Raw genomic sequence first — 25,170 nt, 5'->3', positions numbered from 1 at the left:
AGGAGCGGGTTTACCCGCGAAGGGGCCGGCACAGGCAAACCACAATTAGCGATACGCCTCCACCGGCACACAAGCACAGAACAGATTCCTGTCCCCATAAACGTTGTCGACCCGGTTCACCGCTGGCCAGTACTTGTGCTGGCGCACGTGAGCACTGGGCGCCACCGCCTGCTCCAGGCTGTAAGGCCTGTCCCACACCGTCAGCACATCGGCCAGGGTATGCGGCGCATGCTTGAGCGGGTTGTTCTCCGCAGGCCAGTTGCCCTCCTGAACTTCGCCAATTTCCGCCCTAATCGCCAGCATCGCCTCGACGAATCGGTCCAGTTCAGCCTTCGATTCACTCTCGGTCGGCTCGACCATCAGCGTGCCCGGCACCGGGAACGACATGGTCGGCGCATGGAAGCCATAGTCCATCAGGCGCTTGGCCACGTCCTCTTCACTGATGCCGGTCAGCGCCTTCAGCGGCCGCAGGTCGAGGATGCACTCATGCGCCACCCGCTGGTTGCGCCCGCGGTAGAGCACTGGGAAGGCACCACCCAGCTGGCTGGCCAGGTAATTGGCCGAGAGGATCGCCACCTCGCTGGCATCGGCCAGTTGCGGGCCCATCATCGCTATGTACATCCAGCTGATCGGCAAAATGCTCGCACTGCCCCAGGGCGCAGCACTGACCGCGCTGTTGTTCGGGTCCAGGCCGGGTACCGGCACCACCGGATGGCTGGCAACGAACGGCTTGAGGTGCGCGCGAATGCCGATCGGGCCCATGCCCGGGCCGCCACCACCGTGGGGGATGCAGAAGGTCTTGTGCAGGTTCATGTGTGAAACGTCGGCGCCGATATCCGCCGGACGCGCCAGGCCCACCTGGGCATTGAGGTTGGCGCCATCCATGTACACCTGACCACCATGCTGGTGGACCACTTCGCAGATTTCGCGAATCCCCTCCTCATACACGCCGTGGGTCGATGGGTAAGTGATCATCAGGCACGACAACCGATCCCCGGCCGAGTGGGCCTTGGCCTTGAGGTCGGCCAGGTCGACGTTGCCATCGTCGTCGCAATCGACGATCACCACCTCCATGCCGGCCATTTGCGCCGATGCCGGATTGGTGCCGTGGGCCGACGACGGGATCAGGCACAGCGTGCGTTGCGGCTGGTGGCGGCTGCGATGATAGCGGGTAATGGCCATCAGGCCGGCATACTCGCCCTGGGCGCCGGAGTTGGGCTGCATGCAGATGGCATCAAAGCCGGTAATGGCGCACAGCCAGCTTTCCAGTTCGTCGATCATCGCCTTGTAGCCGGAGGCCTGGGCCGCCGGGGCAAACGGGTGCAGCTGGGCAAAGCCGGGCCAGGTGATGGGGATCATCTCGCTGGTAGCGTTGAGCTTCATGGTGCACGAGCCCAGCGGGATCATCGACTGGTTCAGCGCCAGGTCCTTGTTCTCGAGTTGCTTGAGGTAGCGCAGCATCTCGGTTTCGCTGTGGTGCAGGTTGAACACCGGGTGGGCGAGAAACGGTGTGCGCCGCACCAGGCTGGCAGGGATGCCTTCGGGCAGCGCCAACTGGTCGAGTGCGGCTATATCCAGGCCGTGATCCACCCCCAGGAAGATATCGAACAGGCGCAGCACCGTCTGCTCCGAGCAAGTCTCGTCCAGGCTCACGCCCAGGTGCCCGCGGCCGAGGATTCGCAAGTTGATCTGGGCGGCCTCGGCGCTTTCGATGATGGCCGCCTGGGCACCGCCGACGTCCAGGGTAAGGGTGTCGAAGAAGTGCTGGTTGAGGCGCTTGATGCCCTTGGCCTCAAGGCCGGCGGCCAGGATGAAGGTCAGCCGGTGCACGCGCTGGGCAATGCGCTGCAGCCCTTCGGGGCCATGGTATACCGCATAGAAGCCGGCAATGTTGGCCAGCAGCACCTGGGCCGTGCAGATGTTGGAGTTGGCCTTCTCGCGGCGGATATGCTGCTCGCGGGTCTGCAGGGCCATGCGCAACGCGGTGTTGCCACGGGCATCGCGCGACACGCCGATGATGCGCCCCGGCATGGCTCGCTTGTAGTCATCGCGGCAGGCGAAATAGGCCGCGTGGGGGCCGCCATAGCCCATCGGTACGCCAAAGCGTTGGGTTGAACCCAGCACCACATCGGCTCCCAGCTCCCCGGGCGGTGCCAGCACCACCAGGCTGAGCAGGTCGGCGGCTACGCAGGCCAGGGCATGCTGGCTGTGCAAATGGTCGATCAGCGGGCGCAGGTCGCGCACCTCGCCGTGGGTATCCGGGTACTGCAGCAAGGCCCCGAAAACCGCGTGTTTGCCAAGGTTATCCACAGAGTCGACGATCAGCTCGAAGCCGAAGCCCTCGGCACGGGTCTTGAGTACCGACAGGGTTTGCGGGTGACAGTGCTCATCGGCGAAGAAGGCATTGCTCTTGTTGCGCGCCACCCGCTTGGCCAGGGCCATTGCCTCGGCGGCGGCGGTGGCTTCGTCGAGCAGCGAGGCATTGGCCAGGGCCAGCCCGGTGAGGTCGATGACCATCTGCTGGAAGTTCAGCAGCGCCTCCAGCCGGCCTTGGGCAATCTCGGGCTGATAAGGCGTGTAGGCGGTGTACCATCCCGGGTTCTCCAGCACGTTGCGCAGGATGACCGTGGGGGTGATGGTGCCGTGGTAGCCCATGCCGATCAGGCTGGTCCAGACCTGGTTCTGCCTGGCGTAACCGGCGAGCTTGGCCAGGGCGGCCTGTTCGTCCAGTGCAGGCGGCAGGTCGAGGGGGCGGTTGAGGCGGATGTCTGGCGGTACGGTCTGCTCGATCAGCTCACTGCGGCTGGCGACACCCAGCGCGTTGAGCATGGTCTGCTGCTCCGCGGCATCCGGGCCAAGGTGGCGACGCAGGAATGGGTTGAGCTCTTGCAGTTGATGCAGGGATGGCGACTGGGACATGACGACGCTCTCTTCCTGGAACAGCTCTCATGGAGACTTACAAGTCTAGGAAGGGATTGCCGATTCTGCGGGGAAAGTTGCTCGCAGGCCCGGCCTCTTCGCGGCTAAAGCCGCTCCCACAGGGACCGCACACGTATCAGACGCTGTGCAGTACCTGTAGGAGCGGCTTTAGCCGCGAAGAAGGCGACGCGGTCTTACTCGCCGATCGCGGCCTTGTAGCCCGCAGCATCCAGCAGCTTGTCCAGCTCGGCCGGGTTGCTTGGCTTCAGCTTGAAAATCCACGAATCGTAAGGTTCTTCGTTGAGCAGCTCAGGGCTGTCAGCCAGCTCTTCGTTGACCGCAATCACTTCGCCACCGACCGGGGCGTAGATGTCCGAAGCGGCCTTGACCGACTCGACCACACCGGCCGCATCGCCAGCGGCGAATACCTTGCCGACTTCGGCCAACTCGACGAACACCACGTCACCCAGGGCTTGCTGGGCGTGGTCGCTGATACCCACGGTCACGGTGCCGTCGGCTTCCAGGCGAGCCCACTCGTGGCTTTCGGCAAAACGCAGTTCGGCGGGGATATTGCTCATGTCTTGAATTCCTCGATTGGCTCAGCGGTACGCCCGCCGGTTAAAAATTGTTCAGATCAGGATCTTGCCGTGACGCACGAAGGTCGGTTTGACCACCCGCACCGGGTACCACTTGCTGCGAATTTCCACCTCGGCCCGGTCGCCAGTGGCCATGGGCACGCGTGCAAGGGCAATGGACTTGCTCAGCGTAGGCGAGAAACTACCACTGGTGATCTCCCCTTCGCCAATCCCGGCTACACGCACCACCTGGTGGGCACGCAGCACGCCACGCTCTTCCAGCACCAGGCCGACCAGTTTTTCCTGCACGCCGTGCTCGATTTCCGCCAGCAGCCCAGCGCGCCCGATGAAGTCGCGCTCGGCCGGCTCCCAGGCGATGCTCCAGCCGAGGTTGGAGGTGAGCGGTGTGTGGTTTTCGTCGATGTCCTGGCCGTACAGGTTCATGCCGGCTTCCAGGCGCAGGGTATCGCGGGCACCAAGGCCGCTGGGGGCGATGCCGGCACCGACCAGGTCGTTGAAGAAGGCCACGGCCTGCTCGCCGGGCAGGATGATCTCCAGGCCGTCTTCACCGGTATAACCGGTGCGGGCAATGAACCAGTCGCCTTCGGCAAAGCCTTCGAAAGGACGCAGTTCGCGGATCAGCGCCGCACGCGAGGGGCTGAGCAGGGCTGCAACCTTTTCTCGAGCATGCGGGCCCTGGATGGCAAGGATGGCCAGGTCTGGGCGGACCTGGAAGTCCACGGCAAAACCGCCACGCTGCTGCTGCAGCCAGTCGAGTACCTTGGCACGGGTGGCGGCGTTGGTGACCAGGCGATAGCCATGTTGTGTGCGGTAGACGATCAGGTCGTCGATCACCCTGCCCTGTTCCTGCAACAGCGGGCTGTACAGCGCCTTGCCGGTGTCGTCGAGGCGGGCCACGTCGTTGGCCAGCAGACGCTGCAACCAGGCGGTGGCGTCGCTACCATCGACATCGATCACGGTCATGTGGGAAACATCGAACACCCCGCAATCGCTGCGCACCTGATGGTGCTCCTCGACCTGCGAGCCATAGTGCAGGGGCATGTCCCAGCCACCGAAATCGACCGTCTTGGCGCCAAGCGCCAGGTGCAGGTCATACAAAAGCGTGCGCTGTCCCATGGGTTTCTCCTTCCGGGCGTGGCGAAGCGGCGGCGGTCGATGACGTCGGGTCGTCAGCTCTTCTTGTGTAGGACCCGCCGCGCGAATGCCGCGCATTGTAGCCGCAAGGGCGCGGGCTGGCACCCTCAGTGACTGTGACCAGGTCGACGTGCCGAACGGCGGATCAGGCCGATGACCGGCAGCAGGCCCACCAGCACCAGGGTCATTGCCGGCAGCGATGCACGCGCCCACTCACCCTCGCTGGTCATCTCGAACACCCGTACCGCCAAGGTATCCCAGCCGAACGGGCGCATCAGCAAGGTGGCCGGCATTTCCTTGAGCACGTCGACGAACACCAGCAGGGCGGCGCTGAGCGCGCCAGGCACCAGCAGCGGCAGATACACCTTGAAGAACAACCCCGCGCCACCGACGCCGAGGCTACGGGACGCCTCGGGCAGTGACGGGCGGATACGCTCCAGGCTGCTCTCCAGCGGCCCGTAGGCCACCGCGATGAAGCGCACCAGATAGGCCAGCAGCAACGCGGCCAGGCTGCCCAGCAGCAGCGGCTTGCCGGCACCACCCAGCCAGTTGGACAGCGGGATGACCAGGTGGTTGTCGAGGTAACTGAACGCCAGCATGATCGAAACCGCCAGCACCGAGCCGGGCAAGGCATAGCCCAGGTTGGCCAGGCCCACCCCGGCGCGAATACCACTCGTCGGCGCCTGGCGCCGGGCAAAGGCCAGCAGCAACGCCACGCACACCGTGACCAGCGCCGCCATGCCGCCCAGGTACAGGGTGTGCAACACCAGGCCGACATAGCGCTCGTCCAGGTCATGCCGGCCACGCTGCCAGAACCACGCCAGCAGTTGCAGCAGCGGGATGACGAAGGCGCAGGCGAACACCAGCAAGCACCAACCGCTGGCCAGCAACGCCTTGACCCCGTGCAGGTGGTACAGCGCCTGCCCGCGCGGCCGCTCGTTGCCGCTGCGGCTGGCACCCCTGGCACGGCGCTCGCCATACAGCACCAGCATCACCGCCAGCAGCAACAGGCTGGCCAGCTGGGCCGCGCTGGAGAGGCTGAAGAAGCCGTACCAGGTCTTGTAGATGGCCGTGGTGAAGGTGTCGAAATTGAACACTGCCACCGCGCCGAAGTCGGCCAGGGTTTCCATCAGGGCCAGGGCAATACCGGCGCCGATCGCCGGCCGTGCCATGGGCAGGGCCACACGCCAGAACGCTTGCAGCGGGGACAGCCCCAGCACCCGCGCGGCTTCCATCAGGCCCTTGCCCTGGGCCAGGAATGCGCTGCGCGCCAGCAGGTAGACATAGGGGTAGAACACCAGCACCAGAACGACGATCACCCCGCCGGTGGAGCGCACCCGCGGCAGGCGCATCGGCCCGAACACCTCGCGCAGGGCGCTCTGCACCGGGCCGGCGAAGTCCAGCAGGCCGACGAAGACGAACGCCAGTACATAGGCCGGGATGGCGAACGGTAGCATCAGCGCCCAGTCCAGCCAGCGCCGGCCAGGGAACTCGCAGAGGCTGGTCAGCCAGGCCAGGCTGACGCCCAGCACGGTGACGCCGATGCCCACACCCACCACCAGCGTCAGGGTATTGCCCAGCAGGCGAGTCATCTGGGTGTCGAGCAGGTGCGACCAGATCTGCAGGTCGATCGACTGCCAGGACAACAGCAGGACGCTCAGGGGCAGGAGCACCAGGGCGGCGACCAGGGTGACCGGGAGGTACCAGCGGCGTTGGGGGGAGTGGGGCAAGGTTTGATTCTCGATTGCGATGGCGACCGCTGCGCGGTCGTTCGCGGGTAAACCCGCTCCCACAGGATCTGCACTGCCTTTGAGGGTTGTGCGGTCCCTGTGGGAGCGGGTTTATCGGAACGCCGAACCGCCGCGAATGGGCCCTTGCAGGCCCCGGAAGGATAAAGCCTGGCGCTTAGTTCCAGCCAGCCCGATCCATCAAGCGAATCGCTTCAGCCTGGCGCTTGCCAGCGATTTCAACCGGAATGCTGTCAGCCTTGAAGCTGCCCCACGCTGCCACTTCTTCCGATGGCTTGACCTTCGGGTTGGCCGGGAACTCCTGGTTGATGTCGGCGAACAGCTTCTGCGCCTCTTCACCAGTCATCCATTCAACCAGCTTCTTCGCCGCCTCCGGGTGTGGTGCATGCTTGGTCAGGCCGATGCCCGACAGGTTCACGTGCACGCCACGGTCACCCTGGTTGGGCCAGAAGATCTTCACCGGCAGTTTCGGGTTCTGGTTGTGCAGGCGACCGTAGTAGTAGGTGTTGACCACGCCCACATCGCACTGGCCGGCCTCGATGGCCTGGATCACTGCGTTGTCGTCGGAGAACACGTCGGTGGACAGGTTGTTGACCCAGCCTTTGACGATCTGCTCGGTCTTCGCCTCGCCGTGGGTCTCGATCAGGGTGGCGGTGAGCGACTGGTTGTACACCTTCTTCGCCGTGCGCAGGCACAGGCGGCCTTCCCACTGCTTGTCGGCCAGGGCTTCGTAGGTGCTCAGCTCTTGCGGCTTGACCCGCTCGGTGGAGTAGATGATGGTGCGCGCGCGCAGGCTCAGGCCGGTCCAGTCGTGGGACGAGGCGCGGTACTGCGACGGGATGTTCTGGTCGATGATGTCGGACTTGATCGGCTGCAGGATGCCCATCTGCTCAGCCTGCCACAGGTTGCCGGCATCGACGGTCAGCAGCAGGTCGGCCACGCCGTTTTCGCCCTCGGCCTTGATGCGCTGCATCAGCGGGGCTTCCTTGTCGGTGATGAACTTGATCTTGACCCCAGTCTTGGCGGTATAGGCATCGAACACCGGCTTGATCAGCTCGTCGATGCGCGAGGAGTACACCACCACTTCGTCCGCTGCCTGGGCGGTGCCGCCGAACAGGGTCAGGGCCAGGGCGGCCAGTAGGGGCTTGCGTGGCAACATGGAAAGCACTCCTCGGATCGTATGAGAGGCGCAAATGGTAGTGAATCCCATTTTCCGACTCATCTACATAGGCGTTACTGGATGTTGCAGAGGGGCTGCTGCGCAGCCCCTACAATCTCAAGCCTTGGCGAGATCCGGCAGATCACCGCTCAAACCCAGCGCCTGTCGCACAAATATCGCCTTGGCCTCCGGCATCTGCTCCACCAGCTTCAACCCGCTGTTACGCAACCAGCGCAACGGCAACGGGTTGGCCTGGAACAACCGCTCGAACCCTTCCATCGCCGCCATCAGCGCCAGGTTGTGCGGCATGCGCCGCCGCTCGTAACGGCTTAGCACCTTCACATCCGCCAGCCGCTCGCCACGCTCGCAGGCGTTGACCAGCACCTCGGCCAGCACTGCAGCATCGAGGAAGCCCAGGTTGACGCCCTGCCCGGCCAGCGGATGAATGGTGTGCGCGGCATCGCCGATCAATGCCAGGCCTTCATCCACATAGCGCTTGGCGTGGCGCTGGCGCAGCGGCACGCACACCCGAGGGTCGGCTTGCAGTACATCACCCAGGCGCCCCTCGAAAGCCCGCTCAAGGGCCTTCAGGAACGCAGCTTCATCCAGCGCCATCAACTGCTCGGCATGCTCCGGCGTGGTCGACCACACGATCGAGCACCAGTCCTGCTGGCCGTCGCGGGTCAGCGGCAGGAACGCCAATGGTCCTTCGTCGGTAAAGCGCTGCCAGGCCGTGGCCTGGTGCCCGGCGCTGCAACGCACGCTGGTGACAATGGCGTGGTGCAGGTAATCCCACTCGCGGGTTGCGCAGCCGGCCAGGCGCCGCACTGCCGAGTTGGCACCGTCGGCCGCGATCACCAGCGGCGCACGCAGCTGGCGGCCATCGGCGAGGGTCAGCAGCCACTCGTCGCCGGAGCGTCGCAGCTGTTCGAGCCGCGCATTGGGCAGCAGGCCGATATCGCTGTCATGCAGGCGCTCCAGCAGCCCATCCTGCACCACCCGGTTCTCGACGATGTGACCGAGCACTTGAGCATGCACGCTGGCAGCCGAGAAGTGAATCTGCCCGGTGCCGCTGCCATCCCATACATGCATGTCCGAGTATGGCGTGGCACGCCGGCGGGCGATGCCATCCCAAGCGCCAAGGCGCTCGAGGATGCGCTGGCTGGCTGCCGACAGCGCGCTGACACGCGGCTCGAACGGGGCCTGGGCATCGAACGGCTTGACCGTCAGCGGGCCGCCGTCGAGCAAGAGGATTTGCAAGCCACTGTGGCGCAACGCCAGGGCCAGTGCGCTGCCGACCATACCGGCACCGACAATCAACAGATCTGCGCGCATTTCCATGCCTTACGCCAGCCTCGCTTGCGGCTTGAGCCGCACATATAGGGTTTTATCGACCCGCGCCACCAGCTCGCCGGCGCCGTCGCGGATATCGACCTGCAAACGCGGCAGGCACTTCTTGCCGGTGGCAGTCTGCTGGCGGATTTCGTCCAGCAGCGCGTCATCGACGTGGAGTTCGGCATACACCGGGCCTTTGCCCGGCGAAATGAAATCGATGCTGGCGGCCTTGTCCCAGACGATGTAGTCACGCCCCAGCTGCTCGATCAACAGCAGCATGTAGAACGGGTCGACCATGCCGTACAGGCTGCCGCCGCACTGGGTGCCGACGTAGTTGCGGTTCCAGCGGGTCAGCTTCATCGCCACCTTGACGCTGCGCAGGTCCGGGCTGATGTGCTGTACGCGGATACCAGCGCCGAGGTGCGGCGGGAACAGGTTCAGCCGCCAGCGCAACAGGCACGCCCGGCGCGCCAGCCTGCGCGTGTTGTCACTCATGCCTGACCTCGCGGATCGGGGCGGGTGCCCAGGCCCATGGCCTGGCGGGCGAACCAGCTTTTGGCCGGTGGCAGCAGGTCGAGCCCGAGCAGGCCAAGGTTGCGGCCGGCGGCCAGCAATGGCTGGCTGCTGCCGAACAGACGGGTGACCTGGTCGGAAAAGCCGATGGTCATGGCCTGGTCCACGCGCTGGCGCTGGTGGTAGGCCTGCAATGTTGTCAGGTCGCCAGGCTGCTGCGGGCCGGCCAGCAGCGCCTCGGCAAGCGCCTGCACGTCACGCAGCGACAGATTGAAGCCTTGGCCGGCAATAGGGTGCAGGCTGTGCGCGGCGTTACCCAGCACCACCAGATGCGGCCGCACCTGCTCCTGGGCCTCGATCAGCGACAGTGGGTAGAGGTGCCGCGCGCCGACCTGGCGCAAGGCGCCCAGGCGATAGCCGAACACGCCCTGCAGTTCACGCAGGAAATTGCGCTCGTCGATGTCGGCCAGACGCCGCGCGTCCATGCCCTGGCGGGTCCAGACCAGCGCGCAGCGGTTATCCGGCAGCGGCAGCAGGGCCATGGGGCCTTCTTCGGTGAAACGTTCGAAGGCCTGGCCGCCGTGGGCCTCGCCCGGGGTTATGTTGGCGATCAGCGCGCTCTGTTGGTAGGGCGTGTGGCGCACGTGGATACCCAGTTGTTCGCGCAGGCCGGAACGGCCACCGTCGGCCAGTACAGCCAGGTCGCACTCCAACTGGGTGTCATCGTTCAGCTGCAGGCGGTAACCACCTTCGATGGCCTGCATCGCAGTCACTTCCGCCGGGCAGCGCCAGCTCACCACCTCGCTGTCCAGCCCTTGCCAAAGGCACTGGCCCAGCCAGGCGTTTTCCACCACGTAGCCAAGCGCCGGCACACCCTCTTCCCGGGCATCCAGGCGGGTGGCACCGAAACGGCCGCGGTCGGACACGTGAATCTGCAAGATCGGTTCGGCGCGATGGCCGATGGCCTGCCACAGGCCCAGCTGCTGGTAGATCTGCTGGGTACCGAACGACAGTGCCGACGAACGCGCGTCGTAGCTGGGCTGGAAGCTGTCACCGGGGGCGAACGGCTCGATCAGCAGGATCTTCCAACCTCGCGCCTTGGCCCCCGCCTGCAGGGCCAGGGCCAGGCTCGCGCCCACCAGGCCGCCACCGATGATCGCCAGGTTTACCCGATTCATGCCGCGTCCTTGCGGGCGGCCTGCATCAGCGCCTCGATCTCGGCGACCGTGCGCGGCACGCCCGAAGTCAGGATTTCACAGCCTTGCCTGGTCACTACCACGTCGTCCTCGATCCTTACACCAATGCCGCGCCATTTCTTGGCCACGGCCTGATTGTCGGCGCCTATGTAGATGCCCGGCTCGACGGTCAGCGCCATGCCGGGTTCGAGCACCCGCCACTCGCCGCCCACCTTGTACTCGCCCACATCGTGCACATCCATGCCCAGCCAGTGCCCGGCGCGGTGCATGTAGAAGGCACGATAGGCCTCGCTGTCGATCAGCGCCTGTACCTCGCCCGTCAGCAGGCCCAGTTCCACCAGGCCCTCGGTAATGACCCGCACGGTCGCCTCATGGGCGTGGTTCCAGTGCTTGCCAGGGGCGATTTCGGCAAACGCCGCTGCCTGGGCCTTGAGCACCAGCTCGTAGATGGCCCTCTGCTCGGGCGAAAAACGCCCGCTGACCGGGAAGGTACGGGTGATGTCGCTGGCGTAGCAGTCGATCTCGCAGCCGGCATCGATCAACACCAGGTCACCATCCTTGAGCGGGGCGTCGTTCTGCTGATAGTGCAGGATGCAGCCATTGCGCCCGGCCGCGACGATCGAGCCGTAGGCCGGCATCTTCGCCCCGCCCTTGCGGAATTCGTAGTCCAGCTCGGCTTCCAGGCTGTATTCGTGCAACCCGGCCCGGCAGGCCTGCATGGCTCGCACGTGGGCCCGCGCCGAGATGTCTGCGGCAGCGCGCATCACCTTCACTTCCGCTGCCGATTTATACAGACGCATGTCGTGCAGCAGATGATCCAGCGCAACGAACTCGTTCGGCGGCTGGGCACCCAGGCGGGCCTTGGAGCGGATCACGTTGATCCAGTCCATCAGCCGGCGGTCGAACTCGGGGTTGCTGCCCATGGCGCTGTATACCCGCTCACGGCCTTCGATCAGGCCCGGCAGGATCTCGTCGATGTCGGTGATGGGGAAGGCATCGTCTGCGCCAAAATCGCGCACCGCACCTTCCTGACCGGCCCGCAGACCATCCCACAGCTCGCGCTCGGGGTTGCGTTCACGGCAGAACAGCACGTATTCGCCATGCTCGCGACCGGGAATCAGCGCAATCACCGCTTCCGGCTCGGGGAAACCACTGAGGTACTGGAAGTCGCTGTCCTGGCGGTAAACGTGCTCGACGTCGCGGTTACGGATGGCAACCGCGGCGGCGGGCAGGATGGCGATGCTGTTGGGGACCATCTGCGCCATCAGCGCCTTGCGCCGACGGGCATACTCGGCCTTGGGAATGTGGCTCATGGGCAGACTACCCCTGGTTGATCAGTGCAGCGATGGCTTGGGTGCAGGGGCGGCCGGCTTGGCCAGCTCGGAGAACAGCAGCAACGGCGCCACACGCAGGTATTCCATGACTTCCATGTAATCGCTCTCGCCATCCTCGGACTCCTCGAGGGCTTCCTGGACCTGGGAAATGGCCACCAGGTCCTGCAGCACTTCCTTGGCCTCGTCGGACAAGTCCTTGCCACCGGCATTCAGGCCGAAACCAGTGATGAAGCCCTGGCACCACTGGCCCAGCGCGGTGGCGCGATCGCTCAGGGCGGCGTCGTCGGAAGGCAGCAGCAGGACGATCGCCATTTCGTCGCTGGTCAGTTCGCCCTTGACCATTTCCTGCAGGCCGACCAGGGCGTTGCGTACGGTGTCACCGGGCTCGGTTTCCAGCAGCTGGGCGGCATCGGCCAGCCAGCCGTCGGCGCCGAAGCCGGCACCGGCGCAGCTGCGGCCGATCAGCAGGCCGTGCAGTTCGGCCGGGGTTACAGGATGGCCATTGCTGGACAGCAGCATGGCGAAGGCGATGTAGGGCGATTGGGTATTGGGCATGGGCAGCTAGGCGCCAGACGGCGCAATGACTAGAATGGAGACCTTGTATCCTAGCACCGGCAGGCGCGCCAAGACCATCGGCACTGGCCGTCGCCGCCCAGGGAGAGGCATCATCGCCAGGTGACTCAACGACGGAGCGAATCGAGTGCAACCCACGCAAGAGAACGACCTGCAGGCACTGATGAACCGATTCGAGTTGCTGATCGAACGTGTCGAGCAACTAAAACGGCAAAATGCACTCCTAGTAGCTCAGGAAAAGTCCTGGCGCGAAGAGCGCGCCCACCTCATCGAAAAGAACGAGATCGCCAAGCGCAAGGTCGAGTCGATGATTTTACGCCTCAAGGCTCTGGAGCAAGACTCATGAGTTCAAGCAATAGCGTCACCGTGCAGATCCTCGACAAGGAATATTCGATCATCTGCCCGCCGGAAGAGCGCAACAACCTGGTCAGTGCCGCGCGCTACCTGGACGGCAAGATGCGCGAAATCCGCAGCAGCGGCAAGGTGATCGGCGCCGACCGCATCGCGGTCATGGCAGCGTTGAACATCACCCACGAAATGCTGCACCGCCAGGAAGACCGCAACGATGCCCCGGCAGGCGGCACCACCCGCGAACAGGTGCGCGACCTGCTGGAACGGGTCGACCAGGCACTGTCCGACGACGCGGATACCAAAATCGGCTGAGATTGGTATACTGGCGCCACTCCCTGGGGGATGCGCCAGTCGGTTATGTCCCTGAGCCGATACGCACAACCACGGGGGTTGCACGCTGGGGCCGGTGTGCATGTCCGCCCGACGGAAAGCCTTAACGCCCCCTGCAATCTCCACCTTGAACTTTCGGGTTCAAGGGCTACACCGATAGCGGTCTTATCGGGGAGCCTGAATTCTCTTGCCCGCCCCTTCCGGCGGGCAATTCGTATTGGCCGACCACGTCGGCCAGCACCTGGGATCGCCCGTGCCATGACCGACACCGCGCAGCTCACCCGCCCCCAGCTCCGTCGCTTGCTCCGCAATGCCCGCCGCGCCCTTACCCCTGCTCAGCAACGCCAGGCCGCCCTTGGCCTTTACCGCCAGCTGGCGCAGCACCCGCTGTTCCGACGCGCCCGGCACATTGCCCTGTACTTGCCCAACGATGGCGAAATCGACCCTTACCTGCTGCTGCGCGAGGCCCAGCGCCGCGGCAAGCGCACCTACCTGCCGGTGCTGCACGCCTGGCCACGCACGCGCATGGTGTTCCAGCGCTTCGAGCAAGGCGAGAAGCTCAAGCCCAACCGCTTTCGCATTCCCGAGCCGGTCACCGAGCGCAAGCGCCAGCGCCCGATATGGTCGCTGGACCTGATCCTGCTACCGTTGGTCGGTTTCGACGAAGTGGGCGGTCGCCTGGGAATGGGCGGTGGTTTCTATGATCGCAGCCTGGCCTACCAGGCACGTCGCCAGACCTGGAAAAAACCATTGCTGTTGGGGCTGGCACATGAATGCCAGAAGGTCGAGCGGCTGGCTCAGGCCAGTTGGGACGTACCGCTACAGGGGACGGTCTCGGACCGTGGCTGGTACCTGGCGCCGCGTTGAGCGGCGCCGGCGGGGGCATCAACGTTGCGGCTGGCTGGCGTCGACCGGCATCTGATAGGCGTTGTCCAGCTTGCGCTCCCAGATCCCTTGCGCATAACCGGTAGTGACCACACCCAGGCCAAAAATGAACACCAGGATCCACAGCAGATCCGGCTTGTTACGTTGATTCATCGAAGATTGCCCCCCAGGCAAACTGTTCAGGCTCGGCAATTTTCTGGGTATTGCCGGAGCATCGCGCTTTAAACGGGGCGCATTTTCCGACAACCTGCGTCTGCACGCAAACCTTGACGCCAACCGGCTGTCGGTTTCGTCCAACAGGTTATTTCAAACCTTTTCAGGAGCAGTTCCCATGGCCTACTGGCTGATGAAATCCGAGCCCGACGAGCTCTCCATCGAAGCCCTCAGCCGGCTCGGCGAAGCGCGCTGGGACGGCGTGCGCAACTATCAGGCACGCAATTTCCTGCGGGCCATGAACGTTGGCGACGAGTTCTTCTTCTACCACTCCAGCTGTCCGCAGCCGGGCATCGCCGGCATTGCCAGGATCACCCGCGCAGCCTACCCGGACCCAACCGCGCTGGACCCGCAAAGCCCCTACTACGATGCCAAGGCCACGGCCGACAAGAACCCTTGGAGCGCGGTCGATGTTGCCCATGTGCAAACCCTGCCACGGGTGCTGGAGCTGGGCTGGCTGAAACAGCAGACAGGCCTGGCCGAACTGCCGCTGGTGCAGAAGGGCAGCCGCCTGTCGGTGATGCCGGTGACGCCAGAGCAATGGGCGGTGATTGTCGCTTTGCGTTGAAACGGCGGCTAAGGTCAGTCTTTGCACAGTTACTCGGTACTGTGGGAGCGGCCTTGCGTCGCGAAAGGGCTGCGAAGCAGCCCCATAGATTTGTGCAGGGGCGCGAAAATCCTGGGGCCGCGTTGCGGCCCTTTCGCGACACAAGGCCGCTCCCACAGGCACCGCATAAGGACTTTGACCGGCATCAACACATCGCCAATGGCCGCAGGCCATGATGCAGTGTGCATGACCGCAAGGATGCAGACCGATGAACCGATACGCCCCCAGGATCTTCGCCACCGCGCTGATCGCCCTACTCGCAGCAGCCGGTGGGCTGGGGTACTGGAAGTCGATCCACGACCAGTTGCCCGAAGGCCTGAGCATGGGCAACGGCCGCCTGGAAGCCACCGAAGTGCAGATCGCCAGCAAAATCCCTGGCCGCCTGGCCGAGGTGCTGGTCGACGAAGGTGACAAGGTGTCTCGCGGCCAACTGCTGGCACGCATCGACACCCGTACCATGGAAGCCCAGCGCAGCCAGGCCGAAGCCGAAGTGCTGCGCGCCCGGGAAAACTACGCCGCTGCCCAGGCCAGCGTGCAGCTGCGCCAAAGTGAACTGCTGCTGGCCAGCCAGGAGCTCAAGCGCGTGCGTGAGATCTTCCAGCGCAAATACGCTAGCCAGCAATTGCTCGACCAACAGCAGGCGCGCTTCGACACAGCCAACGCGGCCGTGGTCGCCGCCCGCGCCCAACTGGCGGCGATCAAGGCCGCCATCGGCGCCGCCGAGGCCCAGGTAGCGCAGCTCACCAGCGAAATCGACGACAGCAGTCTGCGCGCACCGATCAACGGCATCATCCAGCTGCGCCTGGCCGAGCCCGGTGAAGTGCTGGGTGCCGGCGGCCGCGTGCTGATGTTGATCGACCCCAGCGACCAGTACATGAACCTTTACCTGCCCGCTTCCACCAGCGGCCGGCTGACCGTCGGCGACCAGGCACGGATCGTGCTCGACGCCCTGCCCGAGCGGGCGCTGCCGGCGAAGGTGGCCTTTGTCGCGGCCAAGGCCCAGTTCACCCCCAAGCAGGTGGAAACCCGCGACGAGCGGCAGAAGCTGGTGTTTCGGGTCAAGCTGCGCCTGACCGACCCGGGCGCCGTGCCGCAGGCCAAGCCGGGCATGCCAGGCGCCGGCTATGTACGCACGGCTGAGGTGGACTGGCCGGCCAACCTGCAATGAACGCCCCGGCACTGCTGGCCGAGGGTATCAGCCATCGCTACGGCGACCTGGTGGCCCTGCATCCCCTCGGGTTCAGCCTGCCGGCGGGCACCCGCTGCGCGCTGATCGGCCCTGACGGGGCTGGCAAATCGACCCTGCTGGGGCTGATCGCCGGCGTCAAGCGCCTGCAACAGGGCGAACTGCAGGTGCTGGGTGGCTCGATCCGCCAGCGGCGCCATCGCGCGGCGCTGTACCCGAAAGTGGCGTTCATGCCGCAGGGGCTGGGCAACAACCTGTATCCGGAGCTGTCGATCAGCGAGAACATCCGCTTTTTCGCCACCCTGTTCGGCCTCGGCCGTCGCGAATGCGAACAGCGCATGGCCAACCTGCTACAGGCCACCGACCTGCAGCGCTTTGCCGAGCGCCCGGCGGGCAAACTGTCGGGCGGCATGAAGCAGAAGCTTGGCCTATGCTGCGCGCTGATCCACGAGCCGGACCTGCTGATCCTCGACGAGCCGACCACCGGCGTCGACCCGCTGTCACGGCGGCGCTTCTGGGAGCTGGTCGAAAAAGTGCGTGCACAGCGCCCGCAACTGACCCTGCTGGTGGCCACCGCCTACATGGAGGAGGCCGAACAGTTCGAGCATTGCCTGATGCTCGATGGCGGCCGCCTGCTGGCCGCCGGCCCCAGCCATGAGCTGGCCGCGGTCACCCCCAGCGGCAAGCTGGACGACGCCTTCACCCACTACCAGGGCGCGGGCAAGGCACAACACCCTCCGCTCATCATCCCGCCGCGCCCGGCCGCTGACAGCCCGGTCGCCATCGAGGCCCACGACCTGACCCTGCGCTTTGGCGATTTCACTGCCGTGAACAAGGTCAGCTTCGCCATTGGCCGCGGGGAGATTTTCGGCTTCCTGGGCTCCAACGGCTGCGGCAAGACCACCACCATGAAAGTGCTCACCGGCCTGATGCCGGCCAGCGAAGGCAGCGCCAGCCTGCTCGGCCGCCCGGTGGATGCCAGTGACCTGGCCACGCGCAAACGGGTCGGTTTCATGTCGCAGAGTTTTTCGTTGTATGGCGAGCTGAGCACCCGGCAGAACCTCACTCTGCATGCACGCCTTTTCGACCTGCCCAAGGCCGAGAGCGCCCAGCGCATCGACGAGCTGATCGAGCGCTTCGACCTGGTTGCTATCGCCGACCAGCCATCCGGCGCCCTGCCCCTCGGCCTGCGTCAGCGCCTGTCACTGGCGGTAGCGGTGCTGCACCGCCCGGAAGTGCTGATCCTCGACGAACCCACCTCCGGCGTCGACCCGGCTGCCCGTGACGACTTCTGGCGCCTGCTGGTGGAGCTTTCACGCGGGCAGGGCGTGACCATTTTCCTTTCTACCCACTTCATGAACGAAGCCCAGCGCTGCGACCGTATCTCGCTGATGCATGCAGGCCGGGTACTGGCCTGCGACACGCCGGATGCCCTGCAACGCCACTACCAGGGCAACACTCTGGAAGACGCGTTCGTGCGCTGCCTGGAACAGGCTCAGGAACTGGCGCCGCAAGCCACCGACAACACCGTGCTGGAGCAGACCGCCACGCCTGCGCCGACGCTGCGCCAGGGCTTCAGCCTTAGTCGCCTGCTGGCGGTGGCCAGCCGTGAGGGCAAGGAGCTGCTGCGTGACAAGGTGCGCCTGGCCTTCGCCCTGCTGGGGGCGATGTTCATGATGGTGATCTTCGGCTATGGCATTTCACTGGATGTGGAAAACCTCGCCTTCGCCGTACACGACCAGGACCAGAGCCCGCAAAGCCGGGCCTACCTCGAAGCCTTCCGTGGTTCACGCTATTTCGCCGAACAGGCGCCCATCCGCGACACCCGCGAAATGCACCAGCGCCTGCAGCGCTCGGAAATCAAACTGGCACTGGAAATTCCACCCGGCTTCGGCCGCGACCTCTACGCCGGGCGTCAACCGGTGGTGGCCGCCTGGCTCGATGGCGGCATGCCGTTCCGCGCCGAAACCAGCCGCAATTACGTGGAAGCCGTGCACCAGGCCAACCTCGAGCAACTGGCCAAAGCCAGCCCACAGCCGCAGCCGCGCCAGGACCTGGTGCGCCTGGAAACCCGTTTTCGCTACAACCAGGATGTGGTCAGCGTGAACGCCATCGGCCCTGGGGTAATGGCGCTGATCCTGGCCTTCATCCCGGCCATGCTCACCGCGCTGGGTATCGTCCGCGAGAAAGAGCTCGGCTCCATCACCAACTTCTACGCCACACCCCTCACCCGCCTGGAGTTCCTCCTCGGCAAGCAGATGCCCTACCTGGCCGTGAGCCTGGTCAACCTGGCACTGCTGGTGGCGATGAACCGCTGGCTGTTCGCCGTGCCGCTAAAGGGCAGCGTGCTCGCCCTGGCCTGTGGCGGCGTCGCCTACCTGCTGGCTACCACCAGCCTGGGCCTGCTGATCTCGGCCTTCACCCGCACCCAGATCGCCGCCATCCTGGGCACCATGATCATCACCAGCCTGCCGACCATCCAGTTCTCCGGGCTGATCGTGCCACGCTCGTCGCTGGACGGCGCGGCGGCGGTGATGGGCCAACTGTTCCCGGCGGGCTACTTCCTCGATATCGCGGTCGGCACATTCACCAAAGCGCTGGGACTGCGCGAGCTGTGGCCGCAGTGCCTGATCCTGCTCAGCTTCTTTGCCGTGTTCACCGGCCTGAGCCTGGCCATGCTGAAGAAGCAGGAGGCCTGATATGTCACGCCTGAACCACACTCTGCGTCTTGGCCTGAAAGAGCTGACCAGCCTGCGCCATGACAGCGTGCTACTGCTGTTCCTGCTGTATGCCTTCAGCGTGGCCATTTACATGCCGGCAGCCGGCTCGGTGATCGGCGTGCACAACGCCAGCGTCGCGATGGTGGACGAAGACCACAGCCTGCTATCGCGCAAGCTTGGTGAAGCCCTGCAACCACCCGAGTTCCAGCCCGCCGTGCCACTGCCCCCACAGCGTCTGGACCAGGCCATGGACAGCGGCCAGTACACCTTCGTGATCAACGTGCCGGTGAACTTCCAGAGCGACCTGCTGGCCGGGCGCTCGCCGGAACTGCAGATCTATGTCGACGCCACGGCCATGAGCCAGGCGTTCATGGGTGCCGGCTACATCGGCCGCATCTTCGAACGCGAGTTGCTCGACTACAGCCAGCGCAGCAACACACAGAGCCCGGTGGTAATAAACGCCAAGGCTCTGTTCAACCCCAACCTGGAGGGCGGCTGGTTCCTTGCGGTGATCCAGATCGTCAACAACATCACCATACTGGCGATCATTCTCACCGGCACCGCGTTGCTGCGCGAGCGCGAGCACGGCACCCTCGACCACCTGCTGGTGCTACCGCTGACCGCGCTGGAAATCATGCTGGCGAAGATTGCCAGCAACGCGCTGGTAGTTGTGATCTGTACCTGGATTTCGCTGGTGGTGGTGGTCAAGGGCGCGCTTGGCGTGCCGCTGTCCGGTTCGATGGGCCTGTTTCTGGCCGTGACGGCGCTCTACCTGTTCGCCAGTACCGCACTGGGCATCTTCCTCGCCACCCTGGCGCGCTCGACGCCACAATTCGGCCTGCTGGCGATCCCGGTAATCATCCCGATGCTGTTGCTGTCCGGCGGCAGCACACCGCTGGACAGCATGCCGCAGTGGCTGCAGTGGGTGATGCAGGGGTCGCCGTCGACACATTTCGTAAGCCTTGGCGCCGCAATTCTGTTTCGTGATGCCGGTTGGACGGTGGTGTGGCCGGACATCCTGGCACTGGCCGTGATCGGACTGGTGTTCTTCGGCGTGGCGCTGGCGCGGTTTCGCCGAAGCCTGGCGTCCTGATCCGCGCATACCCGGCTCAAAATCTGAAAGATTGCGCGATTCCTGTGGGAGCGGGTTTACCCGCGAACACCGGCGCAGCCGGTGCCATGCACCGCGTTGGATTCTTCGCGGCTAAAGCCGCTCCCACAGGGATCGCGCCACAGTGCGGATTGCGCTGTTCCTGAGAGAGCCGGCTTGCCGGTCACTGCACGATCAGGTTGTTGAACAACAAGTCTTCAACGATCGGTTTGCCCTCTTCGGCTTCCATCACCTGCTGCACCTGTTTCAGCGCTTCCTGGCGAAGATGCTCCTTGGCCTCGACATTGCTCATGCTGTCCACCGACTGTTGGGTGAACAGCGCCACCAGCTGGTTGCGGATCAGCGGCTCGTGGTGCTTCACCGCCTTGGCGGCTTCGTCGCCGGTCACGCGCAGGGCCACGTCGGCCTTGTACACGCGCAGCCGCGGGCTACCGTCGAGGGCGTAGTTGCCCACAAAGGGCGGGCTCAGGCTGATGTAGGCGACTTTCGGCGCCCCTTCCTTGGCTTCCTCGCCCATGGCCGCAGCCGGCAGCAGCAGCGCCAGCACCATCAAGATCCACGCTTTCAAGAATTCGCTCCTCAATACAGTTGGTGCCAGCTTACCCAGCATGCCGCTCAAACCCAAGCCCGTGCTTGTGCCGCCGCTTATGCCTGCACATCAGGGCGCCCCATGCTCGTTGACCGGGCAGGCGGCCCTCCTACACTTATCGGCCACGACCCGCAAAGGAATAGCCCCGATGAAAGCTGTGTTGTGCAAAACCCTAGGCCCGGCGCGCGACCTGGTGTTGGAAGAGGTAGCCAGCCCGGTGCCGAAGAAAAACGAGATCCTGCTGGATGTGCAGGCCGCAGGGGTCAACTTCCCCGACACCCTGATCATTGAAGGCAAGTACCAGTTCCAGCCACCGTTGCCGTTCTCCCCCGGCGGCGAGGCAGCGGGCGTGGTGGCCGCAGTCGGGGAAAAGGCCGGCGCGTTCAAGGTCGGTGACCGGGTCATGGCGCTGACCGGCTGGGGTGCATTCGCCGAGCAGGTGGCGGTACCGTTCTACAATGTGTTGCCGATCCCGGCGAGCATGGACTTCACCACTGCCGCGGCATTCGGCATGACCTACGGCACCTCCATGCACGCCCTGCGCCAGCGCGGCCAGTTGCAGGCGGGCGAGACCCTGTTGGTGCTGGGTGCGTCCGGCGGGGTCGGCCTGGCGGCGGTGGAGATCGGCAAGGCCATGGGCGCGCGGGTGATCGCGGCCGCCAGCAGTGCGGAAAAACTGGCCGTGGCCAAGGCAGCCGGCGCGGATGAACTGATCGACTACAGCCAGGCCAGCCTGCGTGACGAGATCAAGCGCCTGACCGGTGGCCAGGGTGTAGACGTGATCTACGACCCGGTGGGTGGCGAGTTGTTCGAGCAGGCCGTGCGCGGGCTGGCCTGGAATGGCAGGTTGCTGGTGGTGGGCTTTGCCAGCGGGGCCATTCCGCAACTGGCGGCCAACCTGGTGTTGCTCAAGGGCGCGGCGGTGCTCGGGGTATTCTGGGGTGCGTTTGCCCAGCGTCAGCCGGAGGACAATGCGGCCAACTTCCGGCAGCTGTTTGCATGGCACGCCGAAGGCAAGTTGAAACCGCTGGTGTCGCAGACTTATCCACTGGCTGAGGCAGGGGCTGCCATTGAAAAGTTGGGGCAGCGTCAGGCTGTGGGTAAGTTGGTGGTGCTGGCCAGGTAAGACAGTTCCGGCCTTTTCGCGGGTGAACCCGCTCCCACAAGGACCGCACCGCCCTCAAGGAATGTGCAGTACCTGTGGGAGCGGGTTCACCCGCGAAAAGACCGGCACAGGTGATCAAACCTCCCGCAGGTTATGGCAGCGCCTGAAACGCGCCTCCAGGTTGCGATCGGGCATCTGGTGGCTGCGCAGGGCATTCAGGGTCTGCTCGACATAATCACGCGTGGTGCCATAGCGCCCCTTGGCACTGGCCAGGATCTGGCTTAGCAGGGTGTCCGGCAGGTTCCCGGCATAGCACGGCAAATGCCGCTCCAGCACGAAGCCCAGGGCCTGCACCTTGCTGCCATCATCCAACCGGCAGCTGAGCCAGTGCGGCCGGTACGCCGGGTACGGCATCTCGCGCTGCCACAAGGCCATCAGCGAATCGTCCAGGCTGCTGTCATCCAGCCGGTAGGCAAAACCGCTGCAGGAGCCACCACGGTCCAGGCCGAACACCAGGCCAGGGGTTTCCGGGGTGCCACGGTGCTCATGCGACCACAGGTACAAGCCACGGTGGTAACCATGTACCCGCGCGCGTTGGCGTTCCACCGAGTTGCACTCCGGCCGCCAGATCAACGAACCATAGGCGAACAGCCACACCGGCCCACCCTGATGGCGAGACATGGTTGTCTTCATGGAGTTGAACAACTGTTCGCGAGTATGTTGCTGACCGAAGTCGAGTGTCGGTGGATATGAAACTTCCCAGGACATACTTTCAAGTGCCGACATAAGCTGCCGCCATTATCCCTGTGAACTACGGATGTAGCGAGATTCGATTAAGATGCGACCCCAAGCCTCTGTACCAGGGGCGCTTGCAGTAACCATAGGACAGAAGTGCAGAAATACTCAAGCCCTCCCGCCAGAGTTTCATCCTCGCTCCCGACGACTGGAAAGTACTGTTTCAGCAACTGTGAAAGTTATTAGCCAAGGCGGTAACAATTACCGCCTTATACCAATACTTTCAAACTCCAGTTATTAGCCGCGCGGTGCGTAGGCAAACACATCGGCACGCATGCGATGCGCATCCATGCCGGCTTCGACCAAGGCGTCGAGCGTGGCATAGATCATGTTCGGCGAGCCGCTGGCATATACATGCACGCTGTTGAGATCGGCGATGTCTTCGCAGACCGCCTCATGCAGCATGCCGCAACGGCCTTCCCAACCGCACAGGTCGCTGACCACCTGGTGCAGGAACAGGTTGGGCAGGCGCTGCCATTCGTCCCAGTGCTCGATCTGGTAGAAGTCCTCGGGCCGACGCACGCCCCAGTACAGGTGCACCGGGTGCTTGAAACCCTGTGCCCGGCAATGCTCGACCAGGCTGTGCATCTGACCCATGCCGGTGCCAGCAGCGATCAGCACCAGCGGCCCATCGGGCAACTCGGCCAGGTGGGTGTCACCGAACGGCATTTCAATGCGCGCCAGGCCGTCGCGCTTGAGCTGCTCGATGAGTTGCAGCGCACTGGGCTCGCGCGCCAGCACATGCAGCTCCAGCTCGCGCCCGGCATGGGGTGCGGAAGCCAGCGAAAACGCCGCCTGCTTGCCGCCTTCGCGCTCGATCATCAGGTACTGCCCCGCGTGATAGCGCGGCGGCCTGCCAGCCGGCGCGCGCAACCGCACGCGCCAGACGTCGCCACCGACCTCGACGCACTCACTGACACTGCACGCCAGTTTGCGCACCGGCAGCTCGCCAAGGGCGAGCACACCATCCCAGAGCAACACGCAGTCCTCCAGCGGTTCGGCAATGCAGGTGAACAGCTCGCCATGGTCGCGGACTTCACCGTCCTGGCGTACCCGGCCTTCGACCAACAACGCGGCGCAGACATGGCAATTGCCATTGCGGCAGCTGTTCGGGCAGTCATAGCCCAGCCGCCGCGCTCCATCCAGGATCCGTTCCCCGGGTTCGAGCGCCAGCACCGCCCCGGACGGCTGCAACGTTACCTGCATCAATCTATTCCCAACTGATCCCACAGCTCATCGATACGGCGGGTGACGGCTTCGTCCTTGACGATGACCCGTCCCCATTCGCGTGTAGTCTCGCCCGGCCACTTGTGCGTGGCATCCAGGCCCATCTTCGACCCCAGCCCGGATACCGGTGACGCGAAGTCCAGGTAGTCGATCGGGGTGTTGTCGATCATCACCGTATCACGCTTGGGGTCCATGCGTGTGGTGATGGCCCAGATCACGTCATTCCAGTCACGGGCATTGATATCGTCATCGGTGACAATAACGAACTTGGTGTACATGAACTGTCGCAGGAACGACCACACACCCAGCATCACGCGCTTGGCGTGGCCCGGGTACTGCTTCTTCATGGTCACCACCGCCATGCGATACGAGCAGCCTTCCGGTGGCAGATAGAAATCGACGATTTCCGGGAACTGCTTCTGCAGGATCGGCACAAACACTTCGTTCAGCGCCACGCCGAGGATCGCCGGCTCATCTGGCGGGCGGCCGGTGTAGGTGCTGTGGTAGATCGGTTTCTGCCGATGGGTGATGCGCTCGACGGTAAACACCGGGAAGCTGTCCACTTCGTTGTAGTAGCCGGTGTGGTCGCCATACGGGCCTTCCGGGGCCATTTCGCCCGGGTGGATCACGCCTTCCAGGATGATTTCGGCGGTGGCCGGTACCTGCAGGTTGCTGCCCCGGCACTTGACCAGTTCGGTGCGGTTGCCACGCAACAGGCCGGCAAAGGCATACTCGGAGAGGGTGTCCGGCACCGGGGTCACGGCGCCGAGGATGGTGGCCGGGTCGGCGCCCAGGGCCACGGCGACCGGGAACGGCTGGCCAGGGTTCTTCTCACACCATTCGCGGTAGTCCAGGGCGCCGCCACGGTGGCTGAGCCAGCGCATGATGACCTTGTTGCGGCCGATAACCTGCTGGCGGTAGATGCCCAGGTTCTGACGGTCCTTGTTCGGGCCGCGGGTGACGGTAAGGCCCCAAGTGATCAGCGGTGCCACGTCGCCCGGCCAGCAGTGCTGGATTGGCAGAGCGCCGAGGTCGACGTCATCGCCCTCGATGACCACTTCCTGACACACCGCGTCCTTGACCACTTTCGGCGCCATCGACACGACTTTCTTGAAGATCGGAAGCTTGGACCAGGCATCCTTCAGACCCTTCGGCGGCTCGGGCTCCTTGAGGAAGGCCAGCAGCTTGCCGATTTCCCGCAGTTCATCGACCGACTCGGCACCCATGCCCATGGCCACACGTTCCGGGGTGCCGAACAGGTTGCCCAGCACCGGGATGTCGAAGCCAGTGGGCTTTTCGAACAGCAATGCAGGGCCCTTGGCACGCAAGGTGCGGTCGCAGACCTCGGTCATTTCCAGGACGGGGGAGATCGGAACCTGGATGCGCTTGAGCTCGCCGCGCTGTTCCAGGCCACGGATGAAGTCGCGCAAGTCGCGATACTGCATGCAGAAGCCTCATGTTGGCCGTATCGGTCGGGGGTGCAGAGTGTAGCGCCGTTCAGTGCTTAATAGCCAAAAATGACTTGGGGCCGCTTCGCGCCCCAT

General features: G+C 64.6%; 23 protein-coding genes and 1 other RNA gene. 9 read left to right on the top strand and 15 right to left on the bottom strand.

Annotation, left to right across the window (positions count from 1 at the left end):
• Nucleotides 1–45: 45 nt before the first annotated feature.
• The 10 genes from gcvP to MJ643_RS18725 form a co-directional block, all read right to left on the bottom strand.
• Nucleotides 46–2,919: an aminomethyl-transferring glycine dehydrogenase gene (gene gcvP / locus MJ643_RS18770; protein ID WP_013974714.1), complete on the bottom strand. Its 2,874-nt coding sequence runs from the start codon at nt 2,917–2,919 to the stop codon at nt 46–48.
• A gap of 194 nt (nt 2,920–3,113) precedes the next feature.
• Nucleotides 3,114–3,497, bottom strand: coding sequence for a glycine cleavage system protein GcvH (gene gcvH / locus MJ643_RS18765; protein ID WP_013974715.1), 384 nt, complete (start codon nt 3,495–3,497; stop codon nt 3,114–3,116).
• Nucleotides 3,498–3,548: 51 nt separating this feature from the next.
• Nucleotides 3,549–4,631, bottom strand: coding sequence for a glycine cleavage system aminomethyltransferase GcvT (gcvT, locus tag MJ643_RS18760; protein WP_015272229.1), 1,083 nt, complete (start codon nt 4,629–4,631; stop codon nt 3,549–3,551).
• A 125-nt stretch (nt 4,632–4,756) separates the two neighbouring features.
• Complete coding sequence (locus MJ643_RS18755; RefSeq protein ID WP_023660975.1) at nt 4,757–6,379, bottom strand: iron ABC transporter permease; 1,623 nt, start codon at nt 6,377–6,379, stop codon at nt 4,757–4,759.
• 175 nt (nt 6,380–6,554) lie between these two features.
• Nucleotides 6,555–7,556, bottom strand: a complete 1,002-nt coding sequence (locus tag MJ643_RS18750) for an extracellular solute-binding protein (protein WP_013974718.1) — start codon at nt 7,554–7,556, stop codon at nt 6,555–6,557.
• A gap of 117 nt (nt 7,557–7,673) precedes the next feature.
• Nucleotides 7,674–8,891, bottom strand: coding sequence for a 2-octaprenyl-3-methyl-6-methoxy-1,4-benzoquinol hydroxylase (locus MJ643_RS18745; RefSeq protein WP_169775117.1), 1,218 nt, complete (start codon nt 8,889–8,891; stop codon nt 7,674–7,676).
• Between the two features lie 9 nt (nt 8,892–8,900).
• Entirely contained in the window at nt 8,901–9,386 is a 486-nt protein-coding gene (locus tag MJ643_RS18740) for a DUF4442 domain-containing protein (RefSeq protein WP_013974720.1), read from the bottom strand.
• Complete coding sequence (gene ubiH, locus MJ643_RS18735; protein WP_015272233.1) at nt 9,383–10,582, bottom strand: 2-octaprenyl-6-methoxyphenyl hydroxylase; 1,200 nt, start codon at nt 10,580–10,582, stop codon at nt 9,383–9,385. Before ubiH ends, MJ643_RS18740 begins: the two co-directional genes overlap by 4 nt.
• Nucleotides 10,579–11,913: a Xaa-Pro aminopeptidase gene (gene pepP, locus MJ643_RS18730; protein WP_015272234.1), complete on the bottom strand. Its 1,335-nt coding sequence runs from the start codon at nt 11,911–11,913 to the stop codon at nt 10,579–10,581. The genes ubiH and pepP overlap by 4 nt, the downstream gene beginning before the upstream one ends.
• 21 nt (nt 11,914–11,934) lie before the next feature.
• Complete coding sequence (locus tag MJ643_RS18725; protein ID WP_208209456.1) at nt 11,935–12,489, bottom strand: YecA family protein; 555 nt, start codon at nt 12,487–12,489, stop codon at nt 11,935–11,937.
• Between the two features lie 181 nt (nt 12,490–12,670).
• Between MJ643_RS18725 and MJ643_RS18720 the strand changes: the two genes are divergently transcribed.
• From MJ643_RS18720 to MJ643_RS18705, 4 genes are all read left to right on the top strand, one after another.
• The gene (locus tag MJ643_RS18720) at nt 12,671–12,853 is read left to right on the top strand and encodes a TIGR02449 family protein (RefSeq protein WP_169775121.1); all 183 of its coding nucleotides are present in this window, start codon (nt 12,671–12,673) and stop codon (nt 12,851–12,853) included.
• A complete protein-coding gene (locus tag MJ643_RS18715) occupies nt 12,850–13,170 on the top strand; it encodes a cell division protein ZapA (protein ID WP_003259368.1) in 321 nt (106 codons plus the stop codon). The genes MJ643_RS18720 and MJ643_RS18715 overlap by 4 nt, the downstream gene beginning before the upstream one ends.
• Nucleotides 13,171–13,187: 17 nt before the next feature.
• Nucleotides 13,188–13,367: non-coding RNA, 6S RNA (gene ssrS / locus MJ643_RS18710), on the top strand.
• Between the two features lie 79 nt (nt 13,368–13,446).
• Nucleotides 13,447–14,055 carry a 5-formyltetrahydrofolate cyclo-ligase gene (locus tag MJ643_RS18705; protein WP_003259369.1) on the top strand — a complete coding sequence of 203 codons (609 nt, stop codon included), beginning with the start codon at nt 13,447–13,449 and terminating at the stop codon, nt 14,053–14,055.
• Nucleotides 14,056–14,073: 18 nt separating this feature from the next.
• On the opposite strand, the gene MJ643_RS18700 is transcribed toward MJ643_RS18705, so the two are convergent.
• Entirely contained in the window at nt 14,074–14,226 is a 153-nt protein-coding gene (locus MJ643_RS18700; RefSeq protein ID WP_013974724.1) for a hypothetical protein, read from the bottom strand.
• 178 nt (nt 14,227–14,404) lie between these two features.
• On the opposite strand from MJ643_RS18700, the gene MJ643_RS18695 reads away from it, so the two are divergent.
• The 4 genes from MJ643_RS18695 to MJ643_RS18680 all read left to right on the top strand — a co-directional run bounded on the left by MJ643_RS18695 (nt 14,405) and on the right by MJ643_RS18680 (nt 19,892).
• Entirely contained in the window at nt 14,405–14,854 is a 450-nt protein-coding gene (locus MJ643_RS18695; protein ID WP_169775118.1) for an EVE domain-containing protein, read from the top strand.
• Nucleotides 14,855–15,101: 247 nt separating this feature from the next.
• On the top strand, nt 15,102–16,061 hold the full coding sequence (locus MJ643_RS18690; protein ID WP_013974726.1) for an HlyD family efflux transporter periplasmic adaptor subunit: 960 nt from the start codon (nt 15,102–15,104) through the stop codon (nt 16,059–16,061).
• Nucleotides 16,058–18,778, top strand: coding sequence for a ribosome-associated ATPase/putative transporter RbbA (rbbA, locus tag MJ643_RS18685; protein ID WP_013974727.1), 2,721 nt, complete (start codon nt 16,058–16,060; stop codon nt 18,776–18,778). The genes MJ643_RS18690 and rbbA overlap by 4 nt, the downstream gene beginning before the upstream one ends.
• Before the next feature lies 1 nt (nt 18,779).
• Entirely contained in the window at nt 18,780–19,892 is a 1,113-nt protein-coding gene (locus tag MJ643_RS18680) for an ABC transporter permease (protein WP_013974728.1), read from the top strand.
• Nucleotides 19,893–20,073: 181 nt separating this feature from the next.
• On the opposite strand, the gene MJ643_RS18675 is transcribed toward MJ643_RS18680, so the two are convergent.
• Nucleotides 20,074–20,478, bottom strand: coding sequence for a flagellar basal body-associated protein FliL (locus MJ643_RS18675; protein ID WP_003259380.1), 405 nt, complete (start codon nt 20,476–20,478; stop codon nt 20,074–20,076).
• Nucleotides 20,479–20,647: 169 nt separating this feature from the next.
• On the opposite strand from MJ643_RS18675, the gene MJ643_RS18670 reads away from it, so the two are divergent.
• Nucleotides 20,648–21,625 (top strand): NADPH:quinone oxidoreductase family protein, encoded by a 978-nt coding sequence (locus MJ643_RS18670; protein ID WP_013974730.1) that lies wholly within the window; start codon nt 20,648–20,650, stop codon nt 21,623–21,625.
• 114 nt (nt 21,626–21,739) lie between these two features.
• Here MJ643_RS18670 and MJ643_RS18665 read toward each other — a convergent pair whose 3' ends face one another.
• From MJ643_RS18665 to ubiD, 3 genes are all read right to left on the bottom strand, one after another.
• Entirely contained in the window at nt 21,740–22,390 is a 651-nt protein-coding gene (locus tag MJ643_RS18665; RefSeq protein ID WP_044047173.1) for a gamma-glutamylcyclotransferase, read from the bottom strand.
• Between the two features lie 246 nt (nt 22,391–22,636).
• Nucleotides 22,637–23,605 (bottom strand): CDP-6-deoxy-delta-3,4-glucoseen reductase, encoded by a 969-nt coding sequence (locus MJ643_RS18660; RefSeq protein ID WP_013974732.1) that lies wholly within the window; start codon nt 23,603–23,605, stop codon nt 22,637–22,639.
• A complete protein-coding gene (gene ubiD, locus MJ643_RS18655; protein ID WP_013974733.1) occupies nt 23,605–25,071 on the bottom strand; it encodes a 4-hydroxy-3-polyprenylbenzoate decarboxylase in 1,467 nt (488 codons plus the stop codon). Before ubiD ends, MJ643_RS18660 begins: the two co-directional genes overlap by 1 nt.
• Nucleotides 25,072–25,170 lie beyond the last annotated feature (99 nt).

Source organism: Pseudomonas sp. PNPG3 (genome assembly GCF_023093815.1).
Taxonomy (GTDB): Bacteria; Pseudomonadota; Gammaproteobacteria; order Pseudomonadales; family Pseudomonadaceae; genus Aquipseudomonas; species Aquipseudomonas asiatica.
This window is presented reverse-complemented; position numbering and strand designations above follow the sequence as displayed.

Excerpts from the sequence above, each read along its gene's own strand:
- gcvP (WP_013974714.1), bottom strand. The coding sequence starts at position 2,919 with ATGTCCCAGTCGCCATCCCTGCATCAACTGCAAGAGCTCAACCCATTC.
- gcvH (WP_013974715.1), bottom strand. The coding sequence starts at position 3,497 with ATGAGCAATATCCCCGCCGAACTGCGTTTTGCCGAAAGCCACGAGTGG.
- gcvT (WP_015272229.1), bottom strand. The coding sequence starts at position 4,631 with ATGGGACAGCGCACGCTTTTGTATGACCTGCACCTGGCGCTTGGCGCC.
- MJ643_RS18750 (WP_013974718.1), bottom strand. The coding sequence starts at position 7,556 with ATGTTGCCACGCAAGCCCCTACTGGCCGCCCTGGCCCTGACCCTGTTC.
- MJ643_RS18745 (WP_169775117.1), bottom strand. The coding sequence starts at position 8,891 with ATGCGCGCAGATCTGTTGATTGTCGGTGCCGGTATGGTCGGCAGCGCA.
- MJ643_RS18740 (WP_013974720.1), bottom strand. The coding sequence starts at position 9,386 with ATGAGTGACAACACGCGCAGGCTGGCGCGCCGGGCGTGCCTGTTGCGC.
- ubiH (WP_015272233.1), bottom strand. The coding sequence starts at position 10,582 with ATGAATCGGGTAAACCTGGCGATCATCGGTGGCGGCCTGGTGGGCGCG.
- pepP (WP_015272234.1), bottom strand. The coding sequence starts at position 11,913 with ATGAGCCACATTCCCAAGGCCGAGTATGCCCGTCGGCGCAAGGCGCTG.
- MJ643_RS18725 (WP_208209456.1), bottom strand. The coding sequence starts at position 12,489 with ATGCCCAATACCCAATCGCCCTACATCGCCTTCGCCATGCTGCTGTCC.
- MJ643_RS18720 (WP_169775121.1), top strand. The coding sequence starts at position 12,671 with ATGAACCGATTCGAGTTGCTGATCGAACGTGTCGAGCAACTAAAACGG.
- MJ643_RS18715 (WP_003259368.1), top strand. The coding sequence starts at position 12,850 with ATGAGTTCAAGCAATAGCGTCACCGTGCAGATCCTCGACAAGGAATAT.
- MJ643_RS18705 (WP_003259369.1), top strand. The coding sequence starts at position 13,447 with ATGACCGACACCGCGCAGCTCACCCGCCCCCAGCTCCGTCGCTTGCTC.
- MJ643_RS18700 (WP_013974724.1), bottom strand. The coding sequence starts at position 14,226 with ATGAATCAACGTAACAAGCCGGATCTGCTGTGGATCCTGGTGTTCATT.
- MJ643_RS18695 (WP_169775118.1), top strand. The coding sequence starts at position 14,405 with ATGGCCTACTGGCTGATGAAATCCGAGCCCGACGAGCTCTCCATCGAA.
- MJ643_RS18690 (WP_013974726.1), top strand. The coding sequence starts at position 15,102 with ATGAACCGATACGCCCCCAGGATCTTCGCCACCGCGCTGATCGCCCTA.
- rbbA (WP_013974727.1), top strand. The coding sequence starts at position 16,058 with ATGAACGCCCCGGCACTGCTGGCCGAGGGTATCAGCCATCGCTACGGC.
- MJ643_RS18680 (WP_013974728.1), top strand. The coding sequence starts at position 18,780 with ATGTCACGCCTGAACCACACTCTGCGTCTTGGCCTGAAAGAGCTGACC.
- MJ643_RS18670 (WP_013974730.1), top strand. The coding sequence starts at position 20,648 with ATGAAAGCTGTGTTGTGCAAAACCCTAGGCCCGGCGCGCGACCTGGTG.
- MJ643_RS18665 (WP_044047173.1), bottom strand. The coding sequence starts at position 22,390 with ATGTCGGCACTTGAAAGTATGTCCTGGGAAGTTTCATATCCACCGACA.
- MJ643_RS18660 (WP_013974732.1), bottom strand. The coding sequence starts at position 23,605 with ATGCAGGTAACGTTGCAGCCGTCCGGGGCGGTGCTGGCGCTCGAACCC.
- ubiD (WP_013974733.1), bottom strand. The coding sequence starts at position 25,071 with ATGCAGTATCGCGACTTGCGCGACTTCATCCGTGGCCTGGAACAGCGC.